26 protein-coding genes, 1 tRNA gene and 1 pseudogene are annotated in these 21,438 nt (G+C 39.8%); 2 read left to right on the top strand and 26 right to left on the bottom strand.

Going from position 1 to position 21,438, the window contains the following annotated elements:
• Positions 1–159 precede the first annotated feature (159 nt).
• Positions 160–981 (top strand): iron-siderophore ABC transporter substrate-binding protein, encoded by an 822-nt coding sequence (locus IQ230_RS23595; protein WP_228055276.1) that lies wholly within the window; start codon positions 160–162, stop codon positions 979–981.
• Positions 982–1,360: 379 nt separating this feature from the next.
• Here the strand turns inward: IQ230_RS23595 and IQ230_RS27795 are convergent.
• The 10 genes and pseudogenes from IQ230_RS27795 to IQ230_RS23545 form a co-directional block, all read right to left on the bottom strand.
• Positions 1,361–1,522: pseudogene (locus tag IQ230_RS27795) on the bottom strand (DUF4351 domain-containing protein); the annotation flags it as partial.
• A 279-nt stretch (positions 1,523–1,801) separates the two neighbouring features.
• Positions 1,802–2,974, bottom strand: a complete 1,173-nt coding sequence (gene moeB, locus IQ230_RS23585; protein WP_193934661.1) for a molybdopterin-synthase adenylyltransferase MoeB — start codon at positions 2,972–2,974, stop codon at positions 1,802–1,804.
• 87 nt (positions 2,975–3,061) lie between these two features.
• Entirely contained in the window at positions 3,062–3,526 is a 465-nt protein-coding gene (locus tag IQ230_RS23580; protein WP_193934660.1) for a Mov34/MPN/PAD-1 family protein, read from the bottom strand.
• Positions 3,527–3,558: 32 nt separating this feature from the next.
• Complete coding sequence (locus tag IQ230_RS23575) at positions 3,559–4,290, bottom strand: ABC transporter ATP-binding protein (protein ID WP_193934659.1); 732 nt, start codon at positions 4,288–4,290, stop codon at positions 3,559–3,561.
• A gap of 135 nt (positions 4,291–4,425) precedes the next feature.
• Entirely contained in the window at positions 4,426–4,650 is a 225-nt protein-coding gene (locus IQ230_RS23570) for an indolepyruvate ferredoxin oxidoreductase subunit alpha (protein ID WP_099700259.1), read from the bottom strand.
• Between the two features lie 526 nt (positions 4,651–5,176).
• Positions 5,177–6,442 carry an ATP phosphoribosyltransferase regulatory subunit gene (locus IQ230_RS23565; protein ID WP_193934658.1) on the bottom strand — a complete coding sequence of 422 codons (1,266 nt, stop codon included), beginning with the start codon at positions 6,440–6,442 and terminating at the stop codon, positions 5,177–5,179.
• Positions 6,442–7,365 (bottom strand): J domain-containing protein, encoded by a 924-nt coding sequence (locus tag IQ230_RS23560; RefSeq protein ID WP_193934657.1) that lies wholly within the window; start codon positions 7,363–7,365, stop codon positions 6,442–6,444. The genes IQ230_RS23565 and IQ230_RS23560 overlap by 1 nt, the downstream gene beginning before the upstream one ends.
• A gap of 183 nt (positions 7,366–7,548) precedes the next feature.
• Entirely contained in the window at positions 7,549–8,385 is an 837-nt protein-coding gene (locus tag IQ230_RS23555; protein WP_193934656.1) for an inositol monophosphatase family protein, read from the bottom strand.
• Positions 8,382–8,909, bottom strand: a complete 528-nt coding sequence (locus IQ230_RS23550; protein WP_322742555.1) for a thermonuclease family protein — start codon at positions 8,907–8,909, stop codon at positions 8,382–8,384. Before IQ230_RS23550 ends, IQ230_RS23555 begins: the two co-directional genes overlap by 4 nt.
• An 84-nt stretch (positions 8,910–8,993) precedes the next feature.
• Positions 8,994–9,362, bottom strand: coding sequence for a 2Fe-2S iron-sulfur cluster-binding protein (locus tag IQ230_RS23545; protein ID WP_193934655.1), 369 nt, complete (start codon positions 9,360–9,362; stop codon positions 8,994–8,996).
• Positions 9,363–9,442: 80 nt separating this feature from the next.
• Here IQ230_RS23545 and IQ230_RS23540 point away from each other — a divergent pair.
• Positions 9,443–9,529, top strand: a tRNA-Ser gene (locus IQ230_RS23540).
• Positions 9,530–10,144: 615 nt separating this feature from the next.
• Here IQ230_RS23540 and IQ230_RS23535 read toward each other — a convergent pair.
• The 16 genes from IQ230_RS23535 to IQ230_RS23460 form a co-directional block, all read right to left on the bottom strand.
• Positions 10,145–12,691 carry an AAA family ATPase gene (locus tag IQ230_RS23535; RefSeq protein WP_193934654.1) on the bottom strand — a complete coding sequence of 849 codons (2,547 nt, stop codon included), beginning with the start codon at positions 12,689–12,691 and terminating at the stop codon, positions 10,145–10,147.
• A gap of 29 nt (positions 12,692–12,720) precedes the next feature.
• Positions 12,721–13,122 (bottom strand): hypothetical protein, encoded by a 402-nt coding sequence (locus IQ230_RS23530; RefSeq protein ID WP_193934653.1) that lies wholly within the window; start codon positions 13,120–13,122, stop codon positions 12,721–12,723.
• Complete coding sequence (locus tag IQ230_RS23525) at positions 13,112–13,360, bottom strand: hypothetical protein (RefSeq protein WP_228055275.1); 249 nt, start codon at positions 13,358–13,360, stop codon at positions 13,112–13,114. The genes IQ230_RS23530 and IQ230_RS23525 overlap by 11 nt, the downstream gene beginning before the upstream one ends.
• Before the next feature lie 47 nt (positions 13,361–13,407).
• Positions 13,408–13,698, bottom strand: coding sequence for a hypothetical protein (locus tag IQ230_RS23520; protein ID WP_193934651.1), 291 nt, complete (start codon positions 13,696–13,698; stop codon positions 13,408–13,410).
• 99 nt (positions 13,699–13,797) lie between these two features.
• Complete coding sequence (locus IQ230_RS23515; RefSeq protein ID WP_193934650.1) at positions 13,798–14,298, bottom strand: hypothetical protein; 501 nt, start codon at positions 14,296–14,298, stop codon at positions 13,798–13,800.
• Positions 14,298–14,576, bottom strand: a complete 279-nt coding sequence (locus IQ230_RS23510; protein WP_193934649.1) for a hypothetical protein — start codon at positions 14,574–14,576, stop codon at positions 14,298–14,300. The genes IQ230_RS23515 and IQ230_RS23510 overlap by 1 nt, the downstream gene beginning before the upstream one ends.
• A 15-nt stretch (positions 14,577–14,591) precedes the next feature.
• Positions 14,592–15,089, bottom strand: coding sequence for a hypothetical protein (locus IQ230_RS23505; protein ID WP_193934648.1), 498 nt, complete (start codon positions 15,087–15,089; stop codon positions 14,592–14,594).
• Between the two features lies 1 nt (position 15,090).
• Positions 15,091–15,705, bottom strand: a complete 615-nt coding sequence (locus tag IQ230_RS23500; protein WP_193934647.1) for a hypothetical protein — start codon at positions 15,703–15,705, stop codon at positions 15,091–15,093.
• Positions 15,705–16,142, bottom strand: coding sequence for a hypothetical protein (locus IQ230_RS23495; protein WP_193934646.1), 438 nt, complete (start codon positions 16,140–16,142; stop codon positions 15,705–15,707). The genes IQ230_RS23500 and IQ230_RS23495 overlap by 1 nt, the downstream gene beginning before the upstream one ends.
• A gap of 3 nt (positions 16,143–16,145) precedes the next feature.
• Positions 16,146–16,532, bottom strand: a complete 387-nt coding sequence (locus tag IQ230_RS23490; protein WP_193934645.1) for a hypothetical protein — start codon at positions 16,530–16,532, stop codon at positions 16,146–16,148.
• 1 nt (position 16,533) lies between these two features.
• Complete coding sequence (locus IQ230_RS23485; RefSeq protein ID WP_193934644.1) at positions 16,534–17,043, bottom strand: hypothetical protein; 510 nt, start codon at positions 17,041–17,043, stop codon at positions 16,534–16,536.
• Positions 17,044–17,583 carry a hypothetical protein gene (locus IQ230_RS23480; protein ID WP_193934643.1) on the bottom strand — a complete coding sequence of 180 codons (540 nt, stop codon included), beginning with the start codon at positions 17,581–17,583 and terminating at the stop codon, positions 17,044–17,046.
• 23 nt (positions 17,584–17,606) lie between these two features.
• Positions 17,607–17,834, bottom strand: a complete 228-nt coding sequence (locus IQ230_RS23475; protein WP_193934642.1) for a hypothetical protein — start codon at positions 17,832–17,834, stop codon at positions 17,607–17,609.
• 115 nt (positions 17,835–17,949) lie between these two features.
• The gene (locus IQ230_RS23470) at positions 17,950–18,654 is read right to left on the bottom strand and encodes a hypothetical protein (RefSeq protein WP_193934641.1); all 705 of its coding nucleotides are present in this window, start codon (positions 18,652–18,654) and stop codon (positions 17,950–17,952) included.
• A complete protein-coding gene (locus IQ230_RS23465; protein WP_193934640.1) occupies positions 18,651–19,577 on the bottom strand; it encodes a hypothetical protein in 927 nt (308 codons plus the stop codon). The genes IQ230_RS23470 and IQ230_RS23465 overlap by 4 nt, the downstream gene beginning before the upstream one ends.
• Positions 19,577–21,307, bottom strand: coding sequence for a hypothetical protein (locus IQ230_RS23460; protein WP_193934639.1), 1,731 nt, complete (start codon positions 21,305–21,307; stop codon positions 19,577–19,579). Before IQ230_RS23460 ends, IQ230_RS23465 begins: the two co-directional genes overlap by 1 nt.
• Positions 21,308–21,438: the final 131 nt, after the last annotated feature.

Below are 21,438 nucleotides of genomic sequence, written 5' to 3'. Positions count from 1 at the left end.
TTCGACTCACTTGATGCTGTTACAGATGTCCTTTGCCAAGGCTTGCAGGAGTTAATGCTAGCTCCTGCAAAGCTGTCTTCCATGACCTACTTCCCTCATCTGAGAATTGTTCTTTAGAACGCGGTTTAGTATGAGAATTGCCGCGTCGTCAAACATACGATGGGTGAAACTTGCATTCCTCGTAACCCTCGACGAATTATCGTCCTCAGAGAAGATACTTTAGCCAATAGTTTGGCTTTAGGTGTCAAACCGATCGCATCGGTCTTTGCACCAGACCTGCCGCTTCCGAGTTATCTTCAAGGTAAAGTTGATGGCATCGAGTCGGTTGGAGGATATGAAGCTCCCAGTATCGAAAAAATGTTACAACTCAAACCCGACTTGATTTTGGGTAACTCTTACTACTCGAAAAATATATACAATCAGCTATCTCAAATTGCACCCACAGTTATCTTGAACATACCGTATCCGCCGCCTTCGTGGAAGGAGCAATTAGAAGAACTTGCTCAAGTATTAGGTAAGGAAGACGTTCATCAGAAATTGATGAATGACTATTGGCAAAGAATTGAGGAACTCAAACAAGCTTTAGGAAATAACCGCCACTCCCTCGTGGTATCCGTTGCGAGTACGAATTCACAATACGGTATTTGGGCATACGGACAAAAGCATTTTTCGGGAACGGTTCTTAACGATATCGGGCTACAACGTCCGCCATCACAGCGAGGAGATTTCTTTTATGTCGAAAACATCTCTGAAGAAAACATTGCTGAGATTAATGGAGATGTTCTTTTCTTTTTAACTTGGGCACCGGATGATGACAAAAAAGCGCTAGAGAAGCTCAAACAAAGACCCTTATGGCGACAACTCGAAGCAGTTCAACGCAATCAAGTCTATTTCGTCGGCACGCATTGGCACGATGCAGCTATTTTTGCCATTAATATGATCGTGGACGATCTGTTTAAATACTTGGTAAATACGCCTTGAGTTTATTCTTTTACTTAGTAAGCGCGATCGCTTCCGCAGAATAGACCTCCTGCGTGAAAAGAATTGCGAATAAATTCGCTACTACATAAACAAAGTCCACCAATTCAAAGTTCTGAGTGTTGAGTCGTGAAGTGTTGAGTTTTAGGCAAATTCTTTTAATTCAAAACGTGCTAAGGCACCGCTACGCTAACAAAACTCAAGACTTAAAACTTCGTTTGAGTAGCCCCGACTTCAGTCGCAGGGCATTTGTGATTCGTGCAGGAGGTCTAATGATCAGAAAATCAACTGGGCAATGTCACAGACAAGCTGCTCTGCGTCTAAGCATTAATGTATTGACAAAAATAATTATTTATGTATGAGATTTGATTTTAGCTTCAAGCTAATCGCTTTGACTTAACCAAGCTTCTAAATCAACAATTTGCTGAAAATCCAAAAGTGCTTCAGCTAGATTTTCGGTTTGTTCTAACGACAGCGATGCAATTTGAGTTCGCACATCTTGCGGTAATTCTCCTAAGCGTCGAGTTAGTTGACGCAGCACAAGCGATCGCTTTCCTACTCAGCGTCCTCGTTGTTCTCCGAATTGTTCTCCCTCAGCTAAGATTGCTTGATAAATGACCGACTCGCGCATCATTCCCTCTCGAAATAGTCTTGGAGAGTTTGCCTCTGGCTTCGTTGGAGCAATCCTGCGAGGTTAAGATTGCACTGTGAACTAAGAATCCTTGTACCTTCAGGCGGGGAGTGTCAAAGTTGAAGATTGGATATGATGCGACAACAAAGTACTTGAGAGCAAAAAAGGGGTGGGTATTACCCACCCAATCACCTAATACTCAGGTACAGAAGCATCAACTTCACGACTCCAAGCGGTGATACCACCTTTAACGTTTGTGCCCTCAATTCCTGCTTCTTGGAGAATCCCTAAAGCTTTTGCAGATCGTCCGCCCATCTTACAATGCGCTATTAAACGATGACCGTTGAGTATTTCTTTAACTTTCTCTACGCCTTCACCGCTTTCAATATCGGGTAACGGAACTAGGACAGAACCTGGAATTTTTGCAATTTCGTATTCATTAGGATTGCGGACATCAAGCAGGACAAAATTATCAGCACCACTATCAAGTAGTTCTTTTAATTCCTGCACAGTCATTTCTTCCATTGCCATCTGTCGTTTCTCCTCTTCTGCTTTTGCTTGGGGAATACCACAGAAAAATTCGTAGTCAATGAGTTTGTCAATGACGGGACGTTCGGGATTAGGGCGCAACTTCAACTCGCGGAACTTCATATCTAGCGCATTGTACAGCATCAGTCGTCCACTGAGCGTATTGCCTTGACCTAAAATAATTTTGATCGTTTCTGTCGCTTGAATTGTGCCAATAATACCGCATAAAACGCCGAGTACGCCGCCTTCCGCACATGAGGGAACCATTCCTGGTGGTGGTGGTTCGGGATACAAGTCGCGGTAATTTGGTCCGCCTTCGTAGTTAAATACGGTTGCTTGCCCTTCAAAGCGGAAGATCGAACCATAGACATTAGGCTTGTCTAACAGCACACATGCATCGTTGACAAGATACCGCGTTGGGAAGTTGTCGGTACCATCGACAACAACGTCGTAGGGCGCGAGTAGTTCGAGGGCATTCTCTGAACTCAGGCGCGTTTCGTATAAATCAACCTGACAATTGGGATTGATTTCTAAGATGCGGTTTTTCGCTGATGCAATTTTGGGTTTACCTACCCAAGATGTGCCATGAATAACTTGCCGTTGCAAGTTTGAATTATCGACAACATCAAAATCAACGATACCAATGCGTCCAATACCTGCAGCTGCAAGGTATAAAAGTAGAGGTGAACCTAGTCCCCCTGTACCGATACACAGAACGCTTGCTGCTTTGAGACGCTTTTGCCCATCAAGTCCAACTTCGGGCAAGATCAGATGGCGCGAATATCGTTCGTATTCTTCTTTTGTTAACTGGATTTCATCCAGATTAGGATTGAGCATAGCAGTGTGTGAAAGAACGGATTTTCGATCCTATCCAAAGATAGCCTTTGGATGTTGGGATTTTTGTGGTTTTTAAAATAATGAAATTTAAACAAGTTCTGCAACAATCATATTTTCTGAGTGAAATTGATGATGCTCATCTAAACTCCAGTTTTGGACATCATCACATTCGCCATTTACCACGGAAACTATGATATATGAGTATTGCTGCCAAGCATAGATGCGATCGCATTCTGAAGGAATTGCCGGATGATTCGGGTGTGAGTGATAGATTCCAATTATATCTAAATGGCGATCGCGTGCGGCTTTTTGGATTTTTAACATTTCTTGCGGTGCGATCGCATAGCGATCAATTTTGCCATGATTAGTAGAATTGTCTTCCCATTCAGGTGCTTCAGTGTTCCAAGTATTTTCCGTTGGGATAACTTCGACTACTAATTTTTCATCATCAACTGTTTTACCCAATAATAGACCACAGCACTCTTCTGGGTACGTGCTTTCGGCATGAGTACGGATAGCTTGTAGCTGTGGTGGAGAGATACTTAATACCATATCGATATCTCGACTTAAAACTTAAAATCTTGCTAGTGGTGTTTACCTGCGCCGAGATAAAGTTCGCCAACTTTAGGATCGTTGAGTAATTCGCTACCTGAACCGGAAAAGCGATCGCGTCCTGTATCGAGTACATATCCGCGATGTGCCATTGCTAGTGCTTTACGTGCATTTTGTTCTACAAGGACAATTGCTGTCCCTCTTTTATTGATTTGTTGTATTTGCTCAAACACATTGTTGACTAACAACGGTGAAAGTGCTGCGCTGGGTTCATCTAATAGTAGTAAACTAGGTTCTAGCATCAATGCCCTTCCCATTGCTAGCATTTGGCGTTCTCCTCCTGAAAGCGTTCCTGCTCTTTGACGGCGTCGATTTGCAAGTACAGGAAAAGTTGTGTAGATTTTCTCTTTTAATTCACTCAAGGGCGTATTGCGGATAAAAGCCCCCATTTCTAAGTTTTCTTCTACACTCAATGAAGGAAACACATTTGCAATTTGCGGCACATAACACATCCCGCGCTGTACGATTTGATTTGATTTGAGTCCAGCAATGTTTTCGTTGTTAAAAGTGATTTTTCCACGCTGCGGAGTTAATAAACCAAATATAGTTTTTGCTAACGTTGATTTTCCTGCACCGTTAGGACCGATAACTGCGACTAATTCTCCAGGGAAAATCCGAAAATTAATTCCTTGCAGGATGTCTAGGTCTTTGACGTAACCCGCCCAGACATCCTCAACTTCTAACAGAGGAGTCGTATCTTTCATCGTACGCGAACAGCAAAAAGAGGTGAAGTATGAATATTATCCTGCAACCTTCATCTTTTAGCTGCTTAAGCGATCGCTACGTTTAAATTAAGCATCAAGAATTTCTTAGGTAAACCTCATTATTTAAATATTTACTTAAGGAGTTTTTTGCAACTCTGGTCTTTCTTCAGGAACAATTGCAGCCTCAACAGGGCAAACCTGAATGCAAATACCACAGTCAATACAGGTAGCAAAATCAATCCAGTACCAGTCAGTACCCTTCATATTTTTTCCTGGTCCAGGGTGAATACAAGCAACAGGACAAGCATCAACACAGTCAGCAACTCCTTCACAAGTTTCTGTAACGATTGTATGCGGCATATTCTTCTCTCTTCTGCTTCTTGAACTAAGTCAATTAGAATGTTTTTTGATTCTAACAAAAAACTTTTATTTTAATTTTCGTTTCTATATTTCACTGTAAGAAATTCAACCGATGTATAAATATTTCTCTTTTATTTTTATTATATATATTGCCAATCAGCACAAACTAATCATCTATTCCTTAGGAAGGTTGCAATAGCTATTATTAGTTATTTAATACTTTTTTGCTGTTTGCTTTTTAGTTCAAAGTTAGAACTCAATACCGCAGTTAAATATATTAGCTACGATAAATGGTGAGCTGTAGAGCAAGCAAGATGGCTACGTTACACTTGAGATGCAATGTTTTTACTACATCAACAGGGTTTTGTTTGTAATTTAAAATATCATCAATTTAATTAATGCTCAAAAAAATTACGCTAACTTGTATTTCAATTTACAAGCTAGCTTCAAATACTGTTATCTAAGCTAAAAAATAAACTTAAGTATTTGATTACTCAAGGAAATCAAAGAAAATTACTAAGGATTCCTATTGCGAAGGAGATAACAAACTTTTTGTTGATGTTATTGACTCAATTGAGGGTAAACCTTCAGATTTTATCCAGGCAATTTGTTGAATGCGGCGGTGACGGGCGTACTCGCGAATAGTATCAGGATCAGAGTCGCCCAAATCCATTTCTACCCTCACAAGATGTTGAGAAGCGCGTAATTTGGCTGCATAGGCGAATGCGGCAGTATAAGCTTGAGGTGTTTCGGGAATAACCAACCAATTGCTTGTAGGGGTGGCATGGGGAAGTTGTTGTGAAGGAAGTAACACCTGGTGTAAATCTTCGATATTAAGAGAAAATCCAATACCTGAAACCGTTTCTGCTTGGGGGTGATACAGTCCTAGGAGTTGATCGTAACGTCCACCTTGTCCAATAATCCGCGCTGGATAAGTAGTATTGCTGACAACTTTAAAGACAATACCCGTATAATAATCAAAAGTTTGGATCAAACTTAAGTCTAAGATAATTGGCGAAGATGTTGTAGATTGAGAGGACGATACGGGAAAGCACTCATTTAATAAAGCAATTAATGATTTGAGACGGTGAAGCGCCTCAGCTTGAGGAGTTTCTAAATCAAGAGAAGCAATTTTTTGTAAGACATCAGCCGGATGTCCCCGCAAGTCAAGCATCATTAGCGCGCGATCGCATTCTTCCCGACTGAGGGGCAAGGTTTCTAACGTAATGCGATCGAGGTGGGCGATCGCATAGCGGACTTGTTCGCGCAAATTCGCCGGAAATGTTGACAACAGCGATCGCGCAATTCCAGCTTCGCCTAGGATCAGACACCAGTTATTTAAACTCAGTTCTTGCATACACTCAGCAAGTAACAGGAGGATTTCTGCATCAGCTAGCCAACCTTGGGCACCGAGTAATTCCACACCTGCTTGATAAAACTCTTGTTGCTGATTGTGGTGAGTACTAGATGCACGGCGAAAGACATTAGCATTGTAATAGAGGCGTTGAGGATACAACGCTCCCGCCATGCGGGTAACTGCTGTACGGGCAATCGATGCGGTCAGTTCTGGACGTAGTCCAATTTCTCCTTCATCAGATTGCAGCTGAATCAGTTGCGATCGCTGCACCGCACCACCTGCCATCAGGGTATCCAAGTGTTCTAGAGTTGATGTGATAATCCGGTGATAGCCCCAGCGGTGAAATACCTGCTGTAATCGTTCTTCGATCCAACGTTTTTGTGCTACGTCTAGGGGCAATAAATCCCGCGCCCCAGCTGGCGACTGATATACCATTACTTTTTCTTCCCGCCAAATAATCCACCAAACAATCCACTACCTCCAGAAGTATTTGTGCCTTGAGTCGGCTGCGATGCACCTGTAGGTTTAGTACCCGTTTTCTGCGCTGCTTGATCTAAGAATCTCTTGGCTTTGAGTGCCATTTGTTCTTGCGGATTCAACTGCAATGCTTTATTAATATGAACCTTAGCCATAGTGACTTGATTTTGCTTTAAATACAATACTCCCATCAAGCTATGGCAGATGCTGTTGTTTGGTTCTAACTTCAACGCATCTTGTAACTCAATCCTAGCTTGGGCAAAATTGTTATTTTCCATAAAAGCTTGCGCGCGGCGATAATATTGCTCAACCACGCTAATAGACTGAGGCGTTGGTGCTGGCTGTGGTGTTTCTCTTAGATTGTTACTAGTGCGCGCAACTGGTGTAGGGAATGGCAAGCTACTAGCGCCTTTGCGCATTAAGTAAACTAAATTCAATTCGCTCATCAGCCCAATAATGTCTGAAACTTGCTCTAAGTTTTCATATTGCTTCGCTGCTAGCTGCTGAATCGACTTTTGATAAAAATGTTCCAGATTACTTGCTTGGGCTAACTCTTGCGAGAGTTTAGATTTTAGTTCAACTGTACTTGCTTCTTGTGCCAGACGCTTACTCATTTCTCGTAAAACGACAAGATATTCGGCGCGGTTACGTTCTTTAGAGAATTGTTCGTAAGCAGGATTGACAGTTTTAGATAATAATTGGTTTGCACGTTGTTTTTCTTCTAGAGTCGTCGCTGCACAACTATCAGGATGTAGACGACGGGCTATTTGCAGATAGCGTTTGCGGATTTGATTAAAATCTGCATCGACAGGAATGCCTAGAACTGCATGGTGGTCAATTAAATCATATTGAAATAAGCCACGGTCGATTTTAAATGACATAGAACCTTGTGCCACCTGCAAAGCCTATAAGTTGTTTCTAGTGTACTTCGCCATATCTCTCAAGTTATGGATTCATAACCATTAGCTAGAAGTGCGATCGCTTTTGTTATATCATTTCCGGTCAGAATAACCAGACTGTCAGTATTTTCGCCCGTAGTTGGTTGCTAGTCACTAGATCGCTTCTTACTCCTCACTTCTATTATTCCCTGAAAAAGAGATTGAACGAACGTGCATTAATTCATTACTTAGGGCTGCGTGGAGGTAGCCGTTCGTTGCTAAAATTCGCCCTGATGCCATATCAAACGGACTCGCATCGTATGCACTAACTTTTCCACCAGCTTCTTCGAGTAAAACAATTCCCGCAGTGATATCCCACGGCGAAAGTCCGCGTTCCCAATAACCATCCAAGCGCCCACATGCAATATAAGCTAAATCAAGTGCGGCAGAACCACTACGGCGCACGCCTTGGGTAAGATGTGTAAGGTGACAAAATTCTGCATAGTTGTTGTCTGGAGTTTCGCGGCGATCGTAGGCAAAGCCTGTCACTAAGAGACTCTTACTCAGTTCATTAGTTTGGGAAACTTGAATCGGGCGGCGATCGCGCGTCGCGCCTAATCCTCTACCCGCGCGAAATAACTCCTGATGAAAAGGAGCAAAAATGACGCCAACTTGAGGAACATCCGCAACAAGTAACCCAATCGACACTGCAAAACTAGGGTATTGGTGGGCAAAGTTAGTTGTCCCATCCAATGGATCGATTGCCCAAAGATACTCGCTTTGGGAATTTCCGACATTTCCCGATTCTTCTGCTAAAATTCCATGCTGTGGTAGGTGACGCTGTAGCACATCTAAAACGACAGCCTCGGAGGCTTTATCAGCTTGGGTAACTAAATCTCCAGGGCGTCCTTTTTCAACAACGCCATCTAATACTCCATAGTAGCTCTGAATAACTGTACCAGCAGCTAGCGCTGCTTCAGTCGCAATATCTAAATACGTTTGCAGTTCAGTAGTTGAAATCATGATTGACGAGATTGACATGGCAGCGACTGCGGAGGACACTTCTGCAATATTAGCTGACGGCGAAACTCTGCTGGAGTAAAACGCATTGGTTGAGAGGGATTCCAAATTCCCCGCCCCATGAGTCTAGCCGATTCTTGGGCACGATTTAGTTGTTGGGTGTACTTGTCATTGGGATTTCTCGCAACAGCGAGTACGTACCCCTGCGTCACTAAAAATTCGTTTAACAACACTTTGTCATGCCAAACATAAGCTTGGTAGCGTCCAAAATTATCTTTTTCTTGCACGTCAAACTCTAGTAAAACAGTGTTACCTTGAACAATTTCTGCTAGTTGTTGTCGCGCAGTTTGTCCCCACGGCTGCTGTTGTAGATCGGGTGCGTCTACTCCTATGAGGCGTACTCGCGAGTTAAAATTGCGTTGTTCCTCTAAGCCGATGACTTCCAATGTATTGCCACTTACTACCTGCGTGACTTTGACAATTTTGCCTTGCGGCGTAGTCTCTGGTTGACAACTTTGTATTAGCACCAGTAATGGCAGGATAACAAGTCTACTCAGCCGAAGTCGGTAACACATCATAATTTCTAGCTACTAGCCACCAGTCACTAACCACTAATCTTCATCTAACGGCAAACCTGCCCGAACTTTTCCTTTACCAAAATAACGTCCAAATTGTAGTTCGTATACTTCATCTTCGTCTTGAGTTTCAACTTCTAAATCAGAAAGTGGATAGCTAACACATAGCAAAGCATAGCCTTTTGAGCGTAATTCGAGAGACAATCCCATTGCTTCAGGTTGATAAATTTCTCCTGCAAGCACTCGTACTGCACACGTCGTACAAGCACCATTACGACAAGAAAATGGCAGTTCTACGCCTTGATGTTCGGCACTTTGAAGGATATAGCTGTCTTCAGGGACTTCTAGTGTATAGTTCTTGTCACGGGCGCGATCGCGAATCCGAATTTTGTAAAAACGAGTCATGAGCTAAAGGCAAAAATTAACTTCTTCTATTTTTACTGAATCTGTATTGTTTCGTTGTATAATTAGAATTTGTGACACCTGGAGAGGTGGCCGAGTGGTTGAAGGCGCAGCACTGGAAATGCTGTAATAGGGTAACTTATTCGTGGGTTCAAATCCCACTCTCTCCGTATCCCTTGCACTGTAAAGGTTTCAGGAATCATTTAATTACTGCTTTAGTTTCAATTGGTTGAATTGGTTGAATAATTGGTTGAAGCTAAAACTACCTAGATATGCTCTCTATGGCATACTTTATTAATTTTTATTACAATATATATATTTATTACCCTGAATATGCGTAGAGCAATATTCTACTTGCAATAAGGCTGATACTTTAGCCAATAAGCATAGGTATCACTCTCTCAACAAGCAATACTTATTGAGAGATAAGGTATCAGAGTTAGGCTGTAAACCCCTAATTCTGATACCTTATTACCTAACAAGCTGATTTGTTAGGTAATTTGATAGGTAACTAGAAACCTTACACTGTAAAGATTATAGCATAATTACCTATCACCTATCAATATATGCGGTAGGCTATTCTCACAAAAAAGTATCATTTTTGCAATAAGGACATTTTTTTCAGATACTCAAGCCTTGCTTCAATTGCGGAATTTGCTTTAATTCGCAATCTTAAAAGCTTCTCTAAATTCTCTCTGTCGTTTTTACAAGCATCGATGGCACTCTCATAAGCGTCTGCTACTGCTAAAACAAGCAAATAGTTGATATGTTTTCTTGCTTTGATTTCATTGCTTAACTTGCCTTAAATCACTGCTAGCTACCCAATAATCACACGCCCAATTAGGAGCCTTTACGCGTGCCTCTAAGCCTTGATAGCGTAATTCAAGTATTTCTAGCGTTCTCCCCTTACAAACTACTGCCATAGCTCCTGGATCGCCTACCCATTTACAGCGATCGCCTACTTTTACCTTGCGTGGTTTCCTACGTGGTATGTGTTCAGAAATACCATCAATAGTTGCAATAGAATTTCCTAAATTCTCATTAGTTTCTCTATTGTCATTAAGCAAAAAAGTATCATTTTTAGGTATCAAGTGATCGCTGCTTTCTTCTAAATTGATATTTTTTTCTTCAGCAGGTACAGTAAAATTACTACTCTTGCTAGAATTAATACTGAGAAATTCATCTGTTAATTGAGTATTTGTTTTAGCTTCAATAGCTTCATCTACAAGCTTCTCAGCTATTGAAGAAAGTTGATTAAATATCTCAGTATCACTTGCATTTTGTGTATCATCAGGATTTTTTTTGTACTTTGTACCGTCAAAAGTATCACCGCTTGATAGGTTATGGTGATTATTGGCTGTATCTCCCTTACTGCAAGGTTTTTCATTACCTATCAAGTCATTTTTTTGATAGGTAATTGATAGGTCATTAAGCGACTCTACTGACATTGCATAGTAGTACGTAGCTGGGTAGTATTTCTTACCTGGAATTTTGTAAACCTGCTTTTCCATCTGAAGCCTCCATAATGCAGTTGTGACGTAATTAGGATTCAAATTAAGCACGCTGGCAATCTCAGGAATAGTCGCCTTTTTAGCCTTTTTGAGATACTCCAAAATCTGCTCTACTTGCGTGCTACTTGATTTAGGATTCCATGGTCTTACTGCTTTCCAAGTCAGAGTTTCCCCGTCAAGTAGCACTTCTAAATCTTGCTTTTCCCCAAAACCATGCTCTACACACAATCGATAAGTGCGATCGCTTGCAGCTAATACCCAACTCCCCCGACACACACCACGAATTGCACTACTACCACGAATGGTGTCAAATACGTTTGTACTACCCGCGTTCTCAATCGTGATTTTAGTTGTGTGATGAATTAGTAGTACCGATAGCCGCAACTGCATCGCCATATCTTGCAATGGCTCCAAGTATCGCGATATCTCGGCTGATGTTTCCTGACTACCATCATCACGAATACGGCTTAAGGTATCCAAAATGATCAGCCGTGCGTCGATCTCCTCTGCTATTTCCCTTAAATGTGCAGTTTCGGATAATTTAAAGCGATCAAGCCAGTATATTGGTACGTCTGTACTCCACTCTTGCGCAAGTTCACGCTGCTTGATCTTCGCTTCGGAATCCTCAAGATTTACATAAAGTACAGCACCTTGTGTCACCACACGTCCTAAGAAGTTCTCACCCGTTGCAATGCATTTAGCTAGCAGCATCGCCATCAGCGATTTACCAGCACGTGGACTTGCAGCCAGTACAAACAACTCATTAGCCGGCAACATATCCGGTACTAACCAGTCGATATAGTCAGGAGCGCGCGCCATTAATTCAGCATTGCTTACCAAGCGCGATCGCAGTGGATTTTCACTCTTGTCTACTTTTGGTTGCGTTGCTAGTGCTGCTGCTGCTACAAAATCATCAAACTTAAATCCCGCATTGATCGCGTCCGATACATCCCAACCAAAACGATCTTCGTAATACGAATTACACGGCGTTAAAGCAATAAACCCGCGATTTTGTAATTGACCTGCAACTTTGATCGCTCCTTTGTCTCCAGGTAGTTCTCCTGTCTTACTATTCGGTTTATCGTTGCGATCGTAAAAAATCGTCACCCGTCCAGGCAGTTTATCTAACTCTGTTTGTGGAGGTACAGTATCGCAACCACAAGTAAATGTCGCGATCGCAATTTTGGCATTAGCACACTTAGCTAACCATCCAAGCATCATTGCATCCCACTCGCCTTCGCATAAATAAGTCTCCGTTGCATCTGGAGGATTATAGGTAAGCCACACCATTGCGCTTATCCCTTTTTGGTCCCACGCTTTCAATCCACTAGGGCGATCGTCACCTTGCAACCACGGCTGTATTCTTAGTTTCTGGAAGTATCGCGTGCCATATGGATCAGCAGGTATAGGAATAGAGATCGCGTACCACAATTTATTTATTCTCTTAATTCTCTTAATTCCAAGCTTGTAATGCTCAATCATTTCTAAAGAGAAACCCCGATCAAGTAGCCATTGCTTACCTAATCGGGATTCATTAATCAGCTTTGTGTGATAGGAGAGAACATCAGTTGGCGTTACTGTAACCTCGGAGACTTTACTGTACCCAGTAGGCACTATCTTATCCAATGAATATCCAAGTGCCAATTTTATTTCACCGTTTTTCTCACCTTCACATTTAAAGCAGTGATAAGCTCCATTTTCTAGATTGATACTGAGTGCAGGATTTTTTGTAGATGCATCCTGACAGTTAGGACAAGCAATGTGAATATTACCGCGATCGCGTCCTTTTGAATCAATGAAATCTCGAATATCGAAAGCCATTTTCAATCCTTATTACCCTTATTACCCTGCTAAAATTCAGCCTCATCGTTGTCTTCATCAACAAACTCTGCCTCATCACCAGTGACAATCGTTTCTGATTTAGCTTCAGGCAATAAATAAGTAAACACCGGTAGATCTACCGCATCTGGTTTAATTCCTTGTGTTCTTAAGAATTCTGCTGTCGCATTCCATTGATTAGTAGCTTTCTCAATCTTGTTATTTAATTGTTCTAAATCCCAAGTGCGATCGCGCAGTTCCTTGTAAAGCTTTTCTAGATTAGGATGTCCGCACTTTGTAATTTTATCTCTTAGTGCTTCAATAACTTGCTCTACTGTCTCTCCTTCACTTACATCAGCTTTAAGCCCAATTTTTTCATTGTTATAATTGCCAAGATTAACCAAAGCTGAATAATAAACTTTCTTAATTTCCATAGTCTTGAAGTTCCTCTGAATCAAATATTTGCCCTGTCACCACTACAGGAGTTGAAAGAGTTTGTGCAAAACTACTTTGAGTCTCAATGTGCGCAATTAAATCTTCAATCTGAGCCTCGTTTAATTTTTGAAACTTGGCAATTGTTTCTAGCCAAATTCCTGAAACTATCACATCACAATCTATTCCTGTAGAGTTTGCTAAATTTTGGATAGCGCTACTCAAACACATCGATTGCATAAGCAATCTTTTCTTATGCTCAAGATCTAATTGTGTAAAGTCCATAACTAACTTGCTTTACTATTTTGTTTTTCATACTCACGCCATACTGCAACCATCAACTTAAGTAGTTCAGTCAATGATTTAATTTCTAACGGTTGCAGTATCTCAATAGCTATTTTGCTAACAACATACGATCGCTCGTATGTAACATAAACAGTCTCTCTATCTTCAAATCGCTTCTTACCAATTGGGCGAATAATTTGTTTACGAGTGCATTCGCTCCAATTGAGCATTGCTGGTTCCAGTTTTTTTAGGTATTTATTACCTGGAAAATCTGCCCAGTAAACTGTTCTCATATTTGGCTTCAAAACAAACAAGGATGATTTTACTCCCCCCCGAGAAAAATCATCCGTAGTAACACTTATATTTTGAAGTTAAACTTTAAAATCTTGTTTTTATACAGCTTGTTTTGAAATTAGAGAAGAAGAATAAATGATACTCAATGGTAATTGCTGGATTTTTTGATGTGCAAGATCTGCCATCCATTTACGAAACACATCCCAATGATCTTGTATTGGCAGCACAATACAACCAGCACTGCCTGGCACATTCGCATCAAAATGTATGCCAAAATCGCCCCTAGATATCTTCTCATCAACTTTTACGCTAAATGGCGCAATCGCGTAAAAACTTCCCTCCACGCCTTTAACGTGTGGTAACCAAAGCCTTTGAGTCGATACGCTCCAAGTAGTAGGCTCAATTGCTTTACTTGGAGGCAATGGACCACGCCCTTTCAACTTCCAAGAACCAGAATACTGAAACCCAGAACAGCCGCTTGTCGCTTGTAATCTGATACCCGCTCTACTGGAATTGGATTTAAGTAATAAAAAACCTTTAGCGAGTGCTTTAGTGCTAGCTAAAGGTAAAGATAAGTGAAATTCAATGGATGGATTCATTATCGTTTATCAGTAAGTACAGCGCCAAGTTTCTGAGCAATTGGATCTGTATTTATTCCTAATGCTCCTGCGATTAAAAGCATTGATGGTAGTAGTAAAGCTAGAGGCACATCTCTAGTTTTAAGCTCTAATCCGTTACCTTTTGTATATTGAAGATCTACAGATTGCCAAGCGAGTAATGCAGTAATTGAAATAGAAAATAAAAAGCAATATCCTTTACTTAATCGAGTCACGCGATTTGGGCATGAAGCAGGGCAATAAAAATCTTTATTATCCATTTGTTTAAATAGTTACTAAATCTGAAAATTAAAGTTGTTATTTCTAAGTGAAGAATTAATGTAATTAATATCATCCTCTGTCCAAATAGTACCCATTGCTCGATGTAAATCATTCAGCGCAAACATTAAATCTTGCATGGTAAAAGCATTAGTATTTAAAGCTGCCATGAAAAAAGCCAAAGCACTTAATATATCTGCATTAGTTTTAGATGCTATGTAAGCTTTTCCAAATACTGGGGTTTCTCGTACTGCTGTTGTTAGTCCTGAGTAGTTAGGCTCAAGAGGAGTACTCGCATCTGTTGCAGCAGGGCGATCGCTTAAATCAAGTGTTTGCCATTCCTCTAAAGCTTCAACTTCACTCATTAAAGTAAAGTCCATAGGCGATTGCGGTTCAAACTCTTTTGTGTCAGAGTTAAACGGCAAAGACGCCCACATCGGGGATTCTTGAGTCCCGCGATTGTAGTGGATAAATTGCGGTTTTCCTTGTTGTGAATACGCTATATTTATTTTCATTTTATTTTCTTGCTAAACGACAATAGATGCCAAGCATAACTTGCCTTAATCCTTGTGTCGTAAGGTTTGAACTCAGCCTACAAACAAAATTAAAAGGCGACATGGTGTTAGTATTATGTAGCTCCGCTACGGTTCTAGTATTAAGGTGAAAATTAAGGTTTGCTACAGTACGTACAATAGAGGAGTGACCGTCTATTGTTCCTGTTGTAGAAGCTGAATTTGGGATTTCTGTGTAAGTAGTACTCGAACTTATGTTAGACCACGGAGTACTAACACCAATCCTTGTTGTGTAATTTGCGCTTGATGAACTACCCATGAAAGCCGAGAATATGTATCGTGTGATAAACAAGTTATTTTGCCGGTCAATTGCCTGTCCTACTGTAAAATCAATCACTGGGTTAACTGTGCTACTAAGACTTCCCAGATTAAGGTTTTGCGTGAAAACAACCTCTGCTGAACTCAGCCAATACGTACCATTCCAAAACCATTCTTGGATCAATAATCTAGAGCTATCGCGCTCTTTCCAAATATCGCCAATAGCAGGATTTGTTGGGGCTTCTTGCTGGTCGTAATAAAAATCAAATTGTTGTTTTACTGGCGCTTTTATTAATGGCATTAAAATAATTCTGTGACGAGACAATTACCCACTGCTGCAACCCAAACACCTGTAACTATGCCTATATATCTAAATGGCAATTCATAATAATCATCTGCATTGAGCAATACACTAAAACTAGTATCTGATACTTCATCTCCTAACTTTAAATACAATTTCTCTGGGCTTAAGTTATAAAATGCTGCTCCTAATCGATTTTGATTTGCAGCAAGTAATACAGTCAATGAATTTGTTGCTGCAACAGTAGTAACATTTGAGTTAGTAGCAACAATAGGTAATCGATCTTTTACAGCTTGAACAGCCTCATTTGTAGCCATGCTAGCTGGTAAATTGACTACTTTATGATAAGTAATAAAAGGATTTGCAGCAGATCCATCACCATCTGCTGCAATTTCAATTTCTGAATTATCCTTATCAAGTGCTTTAATATTTGGCATAATTCAAATAACTGCTAAAATTAATGTTCTTCCTGGGTCATTTAACTTAGTTGCCAGTCGTTCAGTACGATTAATAACAATTAATTGCGTAGTGTATTCTATAACAATATTCCAATTGTTAGCCGTTCTATAATCTTGACGAAAAGCTAACACTCTATCACTAAAAAAAATTGGTTTAACATATACTAAACATTCATAAGGTGTTAAACCATTTAATCGTTTAACATCATAAAACTGATACAATCCGTCAGATGCTAGTTCTGCTTGAGCAATAAATCCTATTGGTGAAATAGGAGGATTTAAATGCCTCAACCGAAAAATTTGAGCTTCAATAGCTGGCGTAAATTGCCATGACTTAGTAGGGCGAATAGTAAAAAAAGGCTTCCACATATTACTGTCCTACAGTACCTGAAAATCCCGAATACAAGAGATCTTCAATACTATTTAAGCGATCCAACATTTCTTGATATTGTTCGCCTCCTTCCTGAATATCATCTAAATATTCCCAAACTTCCACATAAATATCTTCAATCCAGTAGGGAATTTCAAGCTGTAGAGCATAAGGAGAAACTCCGTAATTCTCAAATTTAACTAACGTTAAACGATTTAATCCAATTCTTTTGATATCCGAAGTTTGTACGCCGCTAATAAAGCGATCGTTCATACTAGGAGACACGTACAAATATTGTGAAGCTCTAGCACCCAAAAACCAATAAGGCTTTGCAGTTTCGCTGTATGTACCGATTAACAATACATGAGAATGAGGATTTGTATAAATAGGAGATATAGGCTCGTACTCATACAAACTATCTGAGCGAATAGGTTGCTTTCTTTGAGCTATCCTAGTTTCGCTCAGAATCAACTGCCAATTATCTAACGTTGCTAAATCCCAGCGTGTCATTTAAGCAGGAGTAGTTGGTCCCGTTGGAGTTGCAGTACCTACACTACTTACGGGAAAAGTAACGCCTGATGGAGTTATAAAATAAGTAGGTGTATGAGCTTTAAGCTTAAGCGCTAGCCATCTTGAAATTTCAGCATTACTTGCTGCACCTGGAAATCTAATCGTAGTAAAACGAATGCTTCCTATGCGTTCTGGTGGGTTTTCTGCCGTTGATGTTTGCGCCGGAATACTAATCAACTCAGTAGGAATTTTAATCGGTTTCCCGCCTTTAGAATTAAATAGCTTTGATCGCTTTTTATCTATTACTGCTACTCTTTCAATTGTTTTTACTCTTGTCGGTGTATCGCTATCTAAACGATTGCTGAAGATATTGCGCTTGTGAGCTTTTCTTGAACCTTGATACTCCATCAAGGCTTTCTCAGCAGCCGTCATATCAGGAATATTAAAATAATTTTTTTGATCCTGTCTTATTCCCAGCATTCCAATATATACATCGCTCAGCACCATTATATAAGGTTGATATTTTTTCTCAACAGCCATTTTTTACAAACTCTTTATAAATTTTACGGTTCAGGGTTTACAGATGATTCTGTAAAATCTTGAGAAGTTACAATGTATTCACCAGTATCTACATTGATTTCAGTTTTCAACGGGATAGCAAAAGTGCCTCGGAGTTCCAAATTATCCAAATCCCATTGCACCTTGACTCCTATGTCAGAATACTGTGGTTTAAGTTTTGATTTGGCAACTTTAAGAATTGCACTAAATAAGCTTTGTCCTGGTGTTTGCATTAAACCTTTTCCTTCCCAATGTATTAGTTTTAATGCTCAGGACTTACTACCGTCAATACTTTGAGCTTGTTTCTAGACAATAAATATTTGACGGAGGTTAAGCTTGACCAACTACTTATTTGACCAACGCATTTGTTTTTTTTCCTGTTCTGTCAAAAAGGATTACCGTTTTTAATAAAGGGTTAATTCGTGCCTCTGCATACCTAAATCTCACTTGTCGATTGGGTCTTCTTTCAGGTAGTTCTACTTGTTTACCCATAACCAACTTTGTTTGGGGAACAACTGGATATCTTTCAGCCTCTGAGGCATTTTTATTCTTAGTTAAGTATTTCCACTGTGGGGTATGATTTTGCAAGCTAAGTATTTTTGTAACTAAATCTCTTACTTGAGCTTCCGAACGAGCGAGTATTTGCATTTGATATCCTCGACTCCAATCTGCATAGCAATACATCTCTTTGCCTTTACTCCACAAATAACCGCCATTAGCACCAAAAATTTGTTTGATTCGCGTTCCTAAATTGGTTAGTTCAGCTTCACTAATTGTCTCTGTTGTTTCACTCATTAGGCGAAAGCTAACTTCGCCTTTTGTTCTGTTTTGTCCTCTACCTTTAGGTTGATTAGTTCCTGGTCTAAAATCAGAATCTTCTCTAAAGTGCAATATGATTAGTGGATGGTATCTTCTCCCTGGATCGAAATCTTCGTTTATTGATGAAGTTGCATCAACTTCAATTTGTTCTAGAAGTTGATGCATTGCTAATATTTGTGTAATAGCAGGTTTTAACAAATTTTTGTTGCCAGCTAGAACAATTTTATTGTTCATGGTGACGATGTGGCATTTGTGTCTACAGTAACAGCTTCATTATCTCTTATAGGCTCAATTGTTACCACGCCATAATCACCTACAAGTGATTGATTCGCTAACTTTTGTGCTGCAAAGTAAGAGTCAGCAGCACCCGCAATAATAAATCCTGCTTCTATACAAGACTCTTGAAATTCATCCCAAAATTCCTCCGTATAAGCTTGTTCAATTGGATCTTCTATTGAATCAATTGATTCTTCAAAGGCTCCGGCAAACGACCAAGGCTTATTTCTGTTTTCATTGGCTTTATCTACTGATTCTTGGGTTAATCTACCCATGCGAACAAGAATATTAGCAAAATTAATTGCAGCACCTCTTAATAGTGTTCTGTAGTTTTTAAATAAAGCAGTAAATCCACGTTTTACTTGTACGTCAAGCTGTAATGTAATCATGTTTGCTAAAGACGATGCTATTTCATCTGCTGCTTCTTCTCCTAATTCCTTGAGCATATACAAAGCTAGCGGTTCATTAAAAACAGCAATCGTAGCAGTAGGAATTAGACCACAAATAGCAAAACCTAGTGATTGACCTGCTAATGCTCCACGACTTGCAGCTAAAGCTATTTCAGCTTGCTTAATTTGCTCGTCTAGTTGTTGATCGGTACTATTCCAATTGAAATTCATTAAAAATAATCCAGTTTTAACAAATTGTGCCCAAAACTTCGACCATGAGAATTTAAAGACATCAATAAATGCTTGCAGAGTATTACGCATTAAAGATTGACCAAATTTTTCTATGGCGTTGTAGACACTTGCTACAGGATTATCATCTTCTTGCACTGCTGTCGTTGCATTTAAGGCTATCCTGCGAATGCCACTATTTCCTGCTGCAACTTTTCTAGTAGCTCTAGATGCCAGTGAACTAAGAGATATAGAAATAGCCATTATGTTTGCTCATCAATGTCTGACAAATCTCGAACCTTTGGACGTTGCGTGTAAGGTCTACCATAAGGTTGAGTTGCGTCTCCTACTGTAGGAATATCTGTAAATCCATTTTCTACACGATTGATAAATTCCTGGAAATTCTCGCCATCATCATTAATTTTGTTCATTGCTGCATAAGTTTTTAGTAGATAATCAAAGATTTGATCTTTGATATTGCCTTTAGGATCTAGCTTCCGTTTATAAACCGCTTGCAAAATTCCTGCTGCTTCTCTAAACCTCATTAAATCTGCTTCTAAACCAAATTTATCATCGAATTCTACACAAGGCACTTGAACTATACTTTCTTGAATGAGTTCATCAAATCTAGTTTTATTAGGGCTAAAAGTTAAGGGCATTTCTAATTTGATATCTTTCTGTTTAAAGCCTACCCAGTCTGTTAGAGATTGCAACAGTTTGTAAGTAATAAAGTTTTGTTGTTTGTCTGTACCTGTTTCTACTAAATTGCGAGTGACTAGATTGAGTAAAGTTTCTGAATTTGCATAGGACTGAAAAGACAAAACAAACATTTCTGCGATCGCTTCTGCCATATTTGGTAATTTCACTCCTTTAGGCTGATCTCCTGGAGTACTTGGATCGCTATCTTTAATCTCGATAGGTATTTCCCACTGCCCCATAATTTCATCAAAACGTTCTACATACCAAGCAAGAAATTGTGTTAAATTAGCAATTTCTTTATTAGGATTAGGAATTAAGTTACCGATAAATCCTTCGTCTTTACTAATAAGCGATTGTGGTAAAGATGCCGGAAATTCATCAACACCGACTATTTCAGATAATTTATCAACTTTATCTAATAAGTCATAAAGTAAAGCGTTAGTTTGTGGACAACATCCCATATCATCTTCCTGTTCTTTCTGATCGAGGGGCGGTGGTGGTGGTTTCTTTTGCTGATTAGTAGGACGATAAACTCCGTTGCAAAATCGATAATACTTTAAAGGTCCATTGCTAGCAATAAAGTCGCCAAGAGATTGACGCCAACTTATGTATTCATTGCTATCCGTTAATCTTGGAGGTACAAATTCATAAATGAATAACGATGCAACAAAGTAGTCGTGTTCGGCTTCAGGTCCTTGAAAAAAAGTGGCGAATCTCAATCTAGCTGAAAAACTTCCTGTATTGAACGAACCAAAGTCAGTTAAGAAAGTCACAAAGGATTCTTCATCAATTAGATTTACTCCATAAGCAGTAGCGCTATTAGCGGATGGATCAAAGAAAAAGGGAGAAACATATCCTGCGGATGCAAAGCCGTCAGCAAGAAAAGTTTGAACTAAATAATGGGCGCAGTCAGAAGAAAACTCTAAAGGTAAGTCATCAGGTGATATCTTGTCAGATTCATCATCAAACCGACACTCTGGATCTCTGTAGACTAGATACTTAGGAGGCATTTTAATAAATGCTAGAGATCCAGTAAGTTTGATTCCTAAGTTACAAGGATTTCTAACTATCTGAATAGACAAACTAAGAGCATTAGGTGATAAAGGATTACCACAAAAAATACTGCCAGGATATCTCCTACAATCAAGTGGATCTACAGGCTGACCTATATCTGTGTATAAACCTGTATCACCTATTGGGACTAAATCTGAAGGAATATCTTCATTCAGTGAAGGAAACTTAAGAAAACCAATACTAGGGCTAAGGATTTTCTTGACAAGAGTTTTGACTACCATAATTTACAGCCTATTGCAAGTTTATGAGGTACAGTAAGAGGAGTACACAAATGAAGTCTAATGAAACCGTACTCGCTCGACTTGCGAGAAAAAATAGTTAAGGCATACACACAAGGTGACACCTCAATCAG

This window comes from Gloeocapsopsis crepidinum LEGE 06123 (assembly GCF_015207655.1).
GTDB classification, from domain to species: domain Bacteria; phylum Cyanobacteriota; class Cyanobacteriia; order Cyanobacteriales; family Chroococcidiopsidaceae; genus Gloeocapsopsis; species Gloeocapsopsis crepidinum.
Note: the sequence above shows the minus strand (reverse complement) of the source record. Positions and strands in the feature narration are given on the sequence as shown.

Excerpts from the sequence above, each read along its gene's own strand:
- IQ230_RS23570 (WP_099700259.1), bottom strand. The coding sequence starts at position 4,650 with ATGCCGCATACAATCGTTACAGAAACTTGTGAAGGAGTTGCTGACTGT.
- IQ230_RS23470 (WP_193934641.1), bottom strand. The coding sequence starts at position 18,654 with ATGAACAATAAAATTGTTCTAGCTGGCAACAAAAATTTGTTAAAACCT.
- IQ230_RS23510 (WP_193934649.1), bottom strand. The coding sequence starts at position 14,576 with ATGGATAATAAAGATTTTTATTGCCCTGCTTCATGCCCAAATCGCGTG.
- IQ230_RS23520 (WP_193934651.1), bottom strand. The coding sequence starts at position 13,698 with ATGAGAACAGTTTACTGGGCAGATTTTCCAGGTAATAAATACCTAAAA.
- IQ230_RS23465 (WP_193934640.1), bottom strand. The coding sequence starts at position 19,577 with ATGGCTATTTCTATATCTCTTAGTTCACTGGCATCTAGAGCTACTAGA.
- IQ230_RS23545 (WP_193934655.1), bottom strand. The coding sequence starts at position 9,362 with ATGACTCGTTTTTACAAAATTCGGATTCGCGATCGCGCCCGTGACAAG.
- IQ230_RS23595 (WP_228055276.1), top strand. The coding sequence starts at position 160 with ATGGGTGAAACTTGCATTCCTCGTAACCCTCGACGAATTATCGTCCTC.
- IQ230_RS23525 (WP_228055275.1), bottom strand. The coding sequence starts at position 13,360 with ATGCAATCGATGTGTTTGAGTAGCGCTATCCAAAATTTAGCAAACTCT.
- IQ230_RS23460 (WP_193934639.1), bottom strand. The coding sequence starts at position 21,307 with ATGGTAGTCAAAACTCTTGTCAAGAAAATCCTTAGCCCTAGTATTGGT.
- IQ230_RS23580 (WP_193934660.1), bottom strand. The coding sequence starts at position 3,526 with ATGGTATTAAGTATCTCTCCACCACAGCTACAAGCTATCCGTACTCAT.
- IQ230_RS23490 (WP_193934645.1), bottom strand. The coding sequence starts at position 16,532 with ATGTGGAAGCCTTTTTTTACTATTCGCCCTACTAAGTCATGGCAATTT.
- IQ230_RS23480 (WP_193934643.1), bottom strand. The coding sequence starts at position 17,583 with ATGGCTGTTGAGAAAAAATATCAACCTTATATAATGGTGCTGAGCGAT.
- IQ230_RS23495 (WP_193934646.1), bottom strand. The coding sequence starts at position 16,142 with ATGCCAAATATTAAAGCACTTGATAAGGATAATTCAGAAATTGAAATT.
- IQ230_RS23475 (WP_193934642.1), bottom strand. The coding sequence starts at position 17,834 with ATGCAAACACCAGGACAAAGCTTATTTAGTGCAATTCTTAAAGTTGCC.
- IQ230_RS23500 (WP_193934647.1), bottom strand. The coding sequence starts at position 15,705 with ATGCCATTAATAAAAGCGCCAGTAAAACAACAATTTGATTTTTATTAC.
- IQ230_RS23560 (WP_193934657.1), bottom strand. The coding sequence starts at position 7,365 with ATGTCATTTAAAATCGACCGTGGCTTATTTCAATATGATTTAATTGAC.
- IQ230_RS23555 (WP_193934656.1), bottom strand. The coding sequence starts at position 8,385 with ATGATTTCAACTACTGAACTGCAAACGTATTTAGATATTGCGACTGAA.
- IQ230_RS23565 (WP_193934658.1), bottom strand. The coding sequence starts at position 6,442 with ATGGTATATCAGTCGCCAGCTGGGGCGCGGGATTTATTGCCCCTAGAC.
- IQ230_RS23575 (WP_193934659.1), bottom strand. The coding sequence starts at position 4,290 with ATGAAAGATACGACTCCTCTGTTAGAAGTTGAGGATGTCTGGGCGGGT.
- moeB (WP_193934661.1), bottom strand. The coding sequence starts at position 2,974 with ATGCTCAATCCTAATCTGGATGAAATCCAGTTAACAAAAGAAGAATAC.
- IQ230_RS23535 (WP_193934654.1), bottom strand. The coding sequence starts at position 12,691 with ATGGCTTTCGATATTCGAGATTTCATTGATTCAAAAGGACGCGATCGC.
- IQ230_RS23530 (WP_193934653.1), bottom strand. The coding sequence starts at position 13,122 with ATGGAAATTAAGAAAGTTTATTATTCAGCTTTGGTTAATCTTGGCAAT.
- IQ230_RS23515 (WP_193934650.1), bottom strand. The coding sequence starts at position 14,298 with ATGAATCCATCCATTGAATTTCACTTATCTTTACCTTTAGCTAGCACT.
- IQ230_RS23505 (WP_193934648.1), bottom strand. The coding sequence starts at position 15,089 with ATGAAAATAAATATAGCGTATTCACAACAAGGAAAACCGCAATTTATC.
- IQ230_RS23485 (WP_193934644.1), bottom strand. The coding sequence starts at position 17,043 with ATGACACGCTGGGATTTAGCAACGTTAGATAATTGGCAGTTGATTCTG.